This is a genomic window from Pseudomonas sp. MWU12-2020 (assembly GCF_023100605.1).
GTDB lineage: Bacteria > Pseudomonadota > Gammaproteobacteria > Pseudomonadales > Pseudomonadaceae > Aquipseudomonas > Aquipseudomonas fluorescens_H.
The window spans coordinates 222,882-231,653 of the sequence record NZ_JALMEX010000009.1 but is presented as its reverse complement, the minus strand read 5'-3'; the positions used below and the strand labels follow the sequence as shown (position 1 = coordinate 231,653).

Here is an 8,772-nt window from a genome sequence, read left to right as displayed (position 1 = left end):
GCGAAGGCTGCGATCTTTTGATCTGGCTCTGGCTCTGGCTCTGGCTCTGGCTCTGGCTCTGGCTCTGGCTCTGGCTCTGGCTCTTGATGTGGCTTTTGATCTTCAAGCCCCATCGGCAGGCCGAGCGAAGGTGTCCATCAGGGGGTAGGCGCGCAGCGCCATGCGGCGGAGCCGCATACATCGAGAGGAGGTGCAGCGAAGCAAACCGGAGGCGATGCCCCCTGATGGACACCGTAGCGAGGGAACACTGAGCCTCAGCGAAGTGCCGTACGCCGGGGGAAGCCTTTTTGGTTACTTTTTCGGCGTTTGGAAAAAGTGACCCGCCGTAAGGGCGGAACCGTAATCAGCAACCCCCGCAGCAACGGATATGCCCCCAATCCAACCCCAACCAAAACAAAAAAAGGCGCGATCCTCACGAATCACGCCTTTCTCATGTGCTGCGGTCTATCAGCTACCCAACGCTTTGGACGCCAACCAGAACAACCCAGCCGACAACGCCACAGTCGCCGGCAAGGTCAGCACCCACGCCAGCAGGATAGTGCGAACAGTCCCGCCCTGCAGGCCGCTCTTGTTGGCGACCATGGTGCCGGCCACGCCCGAGGACAGCACGTGGGTGGTGGACACTGGCAGGCTGAAAATGTTGGCCATGCCGATCAGACTGGCAGTAGTGATCTGCGCCGACATGCCTTGAGAGTAAGTCATGCCTTGCTTGCCGATCTTCTCGCCGATGGTCAGTACCACACGTTTCCAGCCGACCATGGTACCCAGGCCCAGGGCCAGTGCGACCGCCAGAATCACCCAGAACGGCGCGTATTCAGTGGTGGTGGTCAGGTCTTTGCGCAGTTTGTCCAGGTCAGCTTTTTCACGCGCTTCGAGGCCTGGCAGCTTGCCGACTTTCTTCGCGGTGTCGTCCAGGCAGAGCAAGTAGCGACGGACTTCGATGCGGCTTTCCGAGGACAGCGAATGGTAGTCCGCTACACCTTTAAGGGTGCCAAGCAGGGCGTTGATGGTCGGTTCGGTCTGCTGCGGGTTGCAGCGGAATTTTTCCGGCAGATCGCCTTCAACACTTTTGCCCAGGGCCAGGAATTCGCCCAGGGAATCGGCGTTGCGCTTGTAGAACTGGCTCAGGTGCAGGGTCGCGTCGCGGGTGCGCTCGATCTGGTAGGTGGTGCTGCTCAGGTCAAGCACGAACTGCGCAGGCACGATACCGATCAGTACCAGCATGATCAGGCCGATGCCTTTCTGACCATCGTTGGAACCGTGCACGAAGCTCACGGCCATGGCCGAGATCACCAGGACCAGGCGATTCCAGAACGGCGGGTGCTTCTTGTCGTCGATCTTGCGGCGCTGTTCCGGGGTCTTGTGCATCTTCGACAGCGGGCGCCACCACTTCAGGCCGATCAGGATCAGCGCGGCGATCAGGAAACCGGCCATTGGCGAGAACACCAGCGAGGCGCCAATGTCGATCGCTTTCTGCCAGTTCACGCCGTCGGCCAACGGGATGTTGTTGATCAGGGCGTTGGCCAGGCCGACGCCGAGGATCGAGCCGATCAGGGTGTGGGAGCTGGAGGCCGGGATACCGAAGTACCAGGTGCCCAGGTTCCAGGTGATCGCCGCGGCGAGCAACGAGAACACCATCGCCAGGCCATGGCCGGTGTTCACATTGATCAGCAGTTCTACCGGCAGCAGGTGAACAATGGCATACGCCACGCCAACGCCGCCCAGCAACACGCCGAGGAAGTTGAACACACCGGAGAAGAACACCGCCAGGTGAGGCGGCATGGCTTTGGTGTAGATAACAGTGGCTACCGCGTTAGCGGTGTCATGAAATCCATTGATGAACTCGAAGGCGAGGACAAACGTCAGGGCGAGCAAGAGGCTCACAAGCACCCAAGCATCCAGTCCGCTGAATAAATCGATCATGAAGGTTTTCTGACCCGGTCATAAGGGGGCGCGATTATGCCAGAAAAGACTGGAAATCGATCCCCTACCTGCTCATCGGTAGCAATCAATGTCGAATTAAATTGTTGCAAGGTGCAAAGCCCGAGCGTGTTGCAGGGTTTTTCAAGTGCTTGATTCGATTGGAAAAACTTTCAGGCAACAGGCATTTTGTCGAGCGCGCAGGAGCCTCAAACGTTTGTGTGAAATATCTCTGAAACGAGTCAGACACGCTCCTTTCCCGTGCAGGACGGGGGAGGTGGCCGCTGCCCGCGGGTAGCGGGCGCGCAAGGCATCATCGGGTCACCGTGCTTGTAGCCGGTGGCGACGCAGGCCCTCGAAAAACTCAGGATCGCCCGTTCATGGCTCTTCGGTTTTGAGTTCTTCTTCCATCTTTTTCAGTTCTTGCTGGAAAACCTGATCCTGAACTGTGGGGCGTTTACGCCATGCCTTGCGTTCCGGTTCGGGTTGAGCGGCGTAGGTGGTGACTTCCCCGCCGTAAACTTCCTTGTAACGTTGTTCCTGGCGCTCAAGTTCCGCGCGCAGTTCGTCTTTCGTCACAGTGCTACCTGTTTGAGTTGAGATAAATGTCTGGTGAAACGCACGGCAACGAGTCGATTGAACACGTCCACCGAGGGGCAATGCCAGTTCAGGCATTGGAGTTGTCGGCAGGGCGATCAAGACTTCCATGTTGCAGGCGGCTACGGCACCAGATTAAAACTGACGCAGCATCAGTTTCCTGTTTCAGCAAGCGCGCTGGCGGTGCATGAATAATGAGCGTCAGGCGCTGGCCGGGGCTGACGGCAATAGGCAGCGCATCAGCGGGCGGCACCCTCGGCCAGTGAAAACGCGGCGCCACTGAGGTGCATTATAGCGGTCGAATCGGGATTGACTATCTTTGCCAAGTTAAAAACGGTTCGGGATGTGTGATCGTTTTGTTGCTGACAAGTTTTATCGCTAGTTGAAATTTGTCGAAACCTTTAAGGACGCGCGTTCAGTTTCTGGCGCCATTAAGTCGAGCAACTAATGGGTCATGCAAAGTTGGCTGAACAGGTTGGCCCAACGATAGAAGAAGCCGCGAAGGATGGCGGCTGATGGATTGCGATAATCGGTCGGCGGTTCGATAATCGCCCAATCTTGGCGTCTCGGCCCTTGTGCATCTGTCGGCGAGCCGCTTGTATAGCCATTGATCCGTGATGCAAAAGGACAAGAAATGAACGATCAAATGCGCAACTCCTTCACCTCCGTGGCGCCGCCGATCGTCGCTTCGCCGGCCAAGCGCATCCAGGCGCTGACCGGCGATCCGGATTTCATGACCTCGCTGGCCCGTGGCCTGGCGGTGGTGCAGGCGTTTCAGGAGCGTAAGCGACACCTGACCATCGCCCAGATCAGCCACCGCACGGAAATTCCCCGCGCCGCCGTGCGCCGTTGCCTGCACACCTTGATCAAACTGGGTTACGCCACCACCGATGGCCGCACATATTCGTTGCTGCCCAAAGTCCTGACCCTTGGCCACGCCTATCTGTCATCGACGCCGCTGGCGGTGTCGGCCCAGCCGTACCTCGACCGCATGAGCGAGCAACTGCACGAAGCCTGCAACATGGCCACACTCGAAGGCGACGACATTCTGTACATCGCCCGTTCGGCGACCACGCAACGGTTGATTTCGGTGGACCTGTCGGTGGGTGGGCGGCTGCCGGCCTATTGCACGTCGATGGGCCGCATCCTGCTGGCGGCGCTGGACGACACCTCGCTGGGCGAATACCTCGACCATGCCGAACTGGTGGCCAAAACCAGTCGCACACTGCATACCCCGGAAAGTCTGCTCGAATGCCTGCAGGAAGTACGGCAGCAGGGCTGGTGCATCGTCGATCAGGAACTCGAGCAAGGCCTGCGTTCGATTGCCGTGCCGGTGTACGACGCGTCGGGCCAGGTGGTCGCGGCGCTCAACGTCAGCACCCACGCCGGTCGCGTCAGCCGTACCGAGCTGGAGCAACGCTTTCTGCCGGGCCTGCTCAGTGCCAGCCGCGACCTCAGCGCCCAGTTGTTCGCCTGATGAAGCTGTTCGATAAACGCACAGTGTTGCGTTTATCGAATTGACGCTAAAAGCCTCGGATCATTAATGTCGCGGCAGCGTCATCCGGCGCAGATGTGAATGAGCCTGCCGGATTGTCGACTCCCATAATAATGACAAGAGGCAACTCACCATGCGCATGTTCCCCGACTGTCTCAGCCCCATTCCCTGTTGCCGGATTCACCGCAACGCCTGATCCCGATCTTCTATTCTTGTGACCGTGCCGCGCTTTGGCCGGCCGCCGTTCGACTGCGTTTTTTGCGTGGAATAAAAATAATGAACCAGCCTCAGTCCGCTGTAGGTAACTGCCTCGACGTGCAGACCTTCATCAATGCCCAACCGATCTCGCGCTATCAGTGGCGCGTGGTGATCCTGTGTTTCCTGATTGTGTTTCTCGATGGCCTCGACACCGCGGCGATGGGCTTTATCGCCCCGGCCTTGTCCCAGGACTGGGGCATCGACCGCGCCAGCCTCGGCCCGGTGATGAGTGCCGCGCTGATCGGCATGGTGTTCGGCGCACTGGGTTCCGGCCCACTGGCTGACCGCTTCGGGCGCAAAGTGGTACTGGTCGGCGCGGTGCTGCTGTTTGGCGCTTTCAGTCTGGCTTCGGCCTACAGCACCAACGTCGAACAATTGCTGGTGCTGCGCTTCCTCACCGGCCTCGGTCTGGGCGCCGGCATGCCCAACGCCACCACACTGCTTTCGGAATACACCCCGGAGCGCAAGAAATCCTTGCTGGTGACCAGCATGTTCTGCGGTTTCAACCTCGGCATGGCCGGCGGCGGATTCATTTCGGCGAAGCTGATCCCGGCGTTCGGCTGGCACAGCCTGTTGCTGATCGGCGGGATCCTGCCGCTGATCCTCGCGGTGGTGCTGCTGTTCTGGCTGCCGGAATCCGCGCGCTATCTAGTGGTGCGTAATCGCGGCACCGACAAAGTGCGCAAGACCTTGTCGCCGATCGATCCGGTCACCGTCGCGCAGGCCTCGAGCTTCAGCGTGCCGGAACAGAAAACCGTCAAGGCGCGCAACGTGTTCGCGGTGATTTTCTCCGGCACCTACAGCGCCGGCACCTTGCTGCTGTGGCTGACCTACTTCATGGGCCTGGTCATCGTCTACCTGTTGACCAGTTGGCTGCCGACCCTGATGCGTGACAGCGGCGCGAGCATGGAGCAGGCGGCGTTCATCGGCGCGTTGTTCCAGTTCGGCGGGGTGTTGAGCGCGGTCGCTGTGGGCTGGGCGATGGACCGCTTCAATCCGCACAAGGTCATCGGCACGTTCTACCTGCTGGCCGGGGTGTTTGCCTACGCGGTGGGGCAGAGCCTGGGCAACATCACCTTGCTCGCGACGTTGGTGCTGGTGGCGGGGATGTGCGTCAACGGCGCGCAATCGGCGATGCCGTCGCTGGCGGCGCGGTTTTATCCGACCCAGGGCCGCGCAACCGGGGTGTCGTGGATGCTCGGGATCGGCCGGTTTGGCGCGATTCTCGGGGCGTGGATGGGCGCGACGTTGCTGGGGTTGGGCTGGAACTTTGAGCAGGTGTTGACGGCGTTGGTGATTCCGGCGGCGTTGGCGACGACGGCGGTGGTGATTAAAGGCGTGGTGAGTCATGCGGATGCGACTTGAGTCGAGTCATTTTGATTTGCGTTGAATGTTCCGACGCCTTCGCGAGCAAGCCCGCTCCCACAGGGAAAACACATTTCAAATGTGGGAGCGGGCTTGCTCGCGAAGCTTTTGCTTGTGATTGATAGGGTGGTAACAATCTGTTCGATAAACGAACACTCAGTCGATTATCGGATTGTTTGGCGATTTTCAGCGGCTTAATCTGCAGTGACTCCGGCGCTGAACCTCGCGCCTTTTTCTCACTGGCGATTCACTACAAAAACGGGAGCCTGCTCCATGGCTGAGATCCTTTCGCTGCACGACGCGGTGAAGCAATTCGTCAACGACGGCGACACCGTCGCGCTCGAAGGCTTCACTCACCTGATTCCGACAGCCGCAGGTCATGAAATCATTCGTCAGGGCAAGAAAGATCTGACCCTGGTGCGGATGACGCCTGACCTGATCTACGACCAACTGATCGGTGCCGGTTGTGCACGCAAGCTGATCTTTTCCTGGGGTGGCAACCCGGGTGTGGGTTCGCTGCACCGCCTGCGCGATGCGGTCGAGAAGCAGTGGCCGCATGCGCTGGAAATCGAAGAGCACAGCCACGCTGACCTGGCTAACGCCTACGTCGCCGGCGCTTCCGGCCTGCCTTTCGCCGTGCTGCGGGCCTACGCCGGTTCCGACCTGCCTAAGGTCAATCCGCTGATCAAATCCGTGACCTGCCCGTTCACCGGTGAAGTGCTGGCGGCGGTGCCGTCGGTACGTCCGGACGTGACCGTGATCCACGCGCAGAAGGCCGACCGCCAAGGCAACGTGCTGCTGTGGGGCATTCTCGGTGTGCAGAAAGAAGCCGCACTGGCGGCCAAGCGTTGCATCGTCACCGTCGAGGAGATCGTCGATAACCTCAACGCCCCGATGAATGCCTGCGTGCTGCCGACCTGGGCCTTGAGCGCGGTTTGTCACGTGCCGGGCGGTGCGCATCCGTCCTACGCCCACGGTTACACCGAGCGTGACAATCGTTTCTATCAGGCGTGGGATCCGATCGCCCGTGACCGTGAGACGTTTACCGCGTGGATCAACGAATACATCCATGGCTGCGCTGACTTCAGCGAGTTCCAGGCCAAGTTGGCCGCTGCTTCGGAGGCCAAGTAATGACTTACACCACCAACGAAATGATGACCGTCGCTGCGGCCCGTCGCCTGAAAAACGGCTCGGTGTGCTTCGTCGGCATCGGCCTGCCGTCGAAAGCCGCCAACCTCGCGCGCCTGACCTCGTCGCCGGACGTGGTGCTGATCTACGAATCCGGCCCGATTGGCGCCAAGCCAAGCGTGTTGCCGCTGTCGATCGGTGACGGCGAATTGGCGGAAACTGCCGACACCGTCGTGCCGACCGGTGAGATTTTTCGCTACTGGCTGCAGGGCGGGCGCATCGACGTCGGTTTTCTCGGCGCGGCGCAGGTCGACCGTTTCGGCAACATCAACACCACCGTGGTCGGCGACTATCACGCGCCGAAAGTGCGCCTGCCGGGTGCCGGTGGCGCGCCGGAAATCGCCGGTTCGGCGAAAAGCGTGTTGATCATCCTCAAACAGTCGGCGCGTTCGTTCGTCGACAAGCTCGACTTCATTACCTCGGTCGGTCACGGCGAGGGCGGCGATTCACGCAAGCGTCTGGGCCTGCCGGGGGCCGGTCCGGTCGGGATCATCACCGACCTGTGCATCATGGAGCCGGAAGCGGGCACCCACGAATTCGTGGTCACCGCCCTGCACCCGGGCGTGACCCGCGAGCAGGTGATCGCAGCCACCGGTTGGGCGATCCGCTTTGCCGACAACGTTGAAACCACGGCGGCGCCGACCGAGGTCGAACTGACCGCCCTGCGTGATCTCGAAGCGCGCACCGCCGCCGCCCACGGCCAGGCACCGGGAGAAGCATGATGCGTGACGTGTATATCTGCGACGCGATTCGCACCCCCATCGGCCGTTTCGGCGGTGGTCTGGCCGGCGTGCGCGCCGACGATCTGGCCGCCGTGCCGATCAAGGCGCTGATGGAACGCAATCCCTCGGTGGACTGGAACGCGATCGACGAAGTGTTCCTCGGCTGCGCCAACCAGGCCGGTGAAGACAACCGCAACGTGGCGCGCATGGCGCTGCTGCTGGCCGGCCTGCCGGAGAGCGTGCCGGGCGTGACCCTCAACCGTCTCTGTGCTTCGGGCATGGACGCGATCGGCACCGCGTTCCGCGCCATTGCCAGTGGCGAGATGGAGCTGGCGATTGCCGGTGGCGTCGAGTCGATGTCCCGCGCGCCGTTCGTGATGGGCAAGGCTGACGCGGCGTTCTCACGCAACATGAAACTGGAAGACACCACCATCGGCTGGCGTTTCATCAACCCGTTGATGAAAGCGCAGTACGGCGTCGATGCGATGCCGCAGACCGCCGACAACGTGGCCGATGACTATAACGTGTCGCGGGCCGACCAGGACGCGTTCGCCCTGCGCAGTCAGCAACGCACCGCCGCCGCGCAGGCGGCGGGCTACTTCGCCGAGGAAATCGTCGAAGTGCGGATCGCCCACAAGAAGGGCGAAACCGTGGTCAGCCAGGACGAACATCCACGCGCCGACACCACGCTTGAAGCCCTGAGCAAACTCAAACCGGTCAACGGCCCGGACAAGACCGTCACCGCCGGCAACGCGTCCGGGGTCAACGACGGTGCTGCTGCGCTGATTCTCGCTTCGGCTGAAGCGGTGAAGAAACACGGCCTGACCGCCCGCGCCAAAGTGCTGGGCATGGCCAGTGCCGGCGTCGCGCCACGGGTGATGGGCATCGGCCCGGTGCCAGCGGTGCGCAAACTGATCGAGCGTCTCGGGGTCGCGGTCAGTGATTTCGACGTGATCGAACTCAACGAAGCCTTCGCCAGCCAAGGCCTGGCGGTGCTGCGTGAGTTGGGTCTGGCGGATGATGCGCCGCAGGTCAACTCGAACGGTGGCGCGATTGCCTTGGGTCACCCGTTGGGCATGAGCGGCGCGCGACTGGTGCTGACCGCGTTGCATCAGTTGGAAAAGACCGGCGGCAAGAAAGGTCTGGCAACCATGTGCGTCGGCGTCGGGCAGGGTCTGGCGCTGGCCATCGAACGCGTCTGACGCACAGCTGCACGAATAAGAACTG

Annotated in this window: 7 protein-coding genes; 5 read left to right on the top strand and 2 right to left on the bottom strand. The window is 61.1% G+C overall.

Annotated features, from left to right (window positions below; genetic code table 11):
• Positions 1–447 precede the first annotated feature (447 nt).
• A complete protein-coding gene (locus M0814_RS20885) occupies positions 448–1,923 on the bottom strand; it encodes an inorganic phosphate transporter (protein ID WP_003222397.1) in 1,476 nt (491 codons plus the stop codon).
• A 375-nt stretch (positions 1,924–2,298) separates the two neighbouring features.
• On the bottom strand, positions 2,299–2,499 hold the full coding sequence (locus M0814_RS20880; protein ID WP_003222398.1) for a hypothetical protein: 201 nt from the start codon (positions 2,497–2,499) through the stop codon (positions 2,299–2,301).
• Between the two features lie 652 nt (positions 2,500–3,151).
• Here M0814_RS20880 and pcaR point away from each other — a divergent pair.
• From pcaR to pcaF, 5 genes are all read left to right on the top strand, one after another.
• Positions 3,152–3,994 (top strand): pca regulon transcriptional regulator PcaR, encoded by an 843-nt coding sequence (gene pcaR, locus M0814_RS20875; RefSeq protein WP_003222399.1) that lies wholly within the window; start codon positions 3,152–3,154, stop codon positions 3,992–3,994.
• A 294-nt stretch (positions 3,995–4,288) separates the two neighbouring features.
• Entirely contained in the window at positions 4,289–5,635 is a 1,347-nt protein-coding gene (locus tag M0814_RS20870; RefSeq protein ID WP_103485654.1) for an MFS transporter, read from the top strand.
• Between the two features lie 273 nt (positions 5,636–5,908).
• Positions 5,909–6,766 (top strand): CoA transferase subunit A, encoded by an 858-nt coding sequence (locus tag M0814_RS20865; protein WP_003222404.1) that lies wholly within the window; start codon positions 5,909–5,911, stop codon positions 6,764–6,766.
• Positions 6,766–7,545, top strand: a complete 780-nt coding sequence (locus M0814_RS20860; protein ID WP_103485655.1) for a CoA-transferase subunit beta — start codon at positions 6,766–6,768, stop codon at positions 7,543–7,545. The genes M0814_RS20865 and M0814_RS20860 overlap by 1 nt, the downstream gene beginning before the upstream one ends.
• Entirely contained in the window at positions 7,542–8,747 is a 1,206-nt protein-coding gene (gene pcaF, locus M0814_RS20855; protein WP_177434760.1) for a 3-oxoadipyl-CoA thiolase, read from the top strand. Before M0814_RS20860 ends, pcaF begins: the two co-directional genes overlap by 4 nt.
• Positions 8,748–8,772 lie beyond the last annotated feature (25 nt).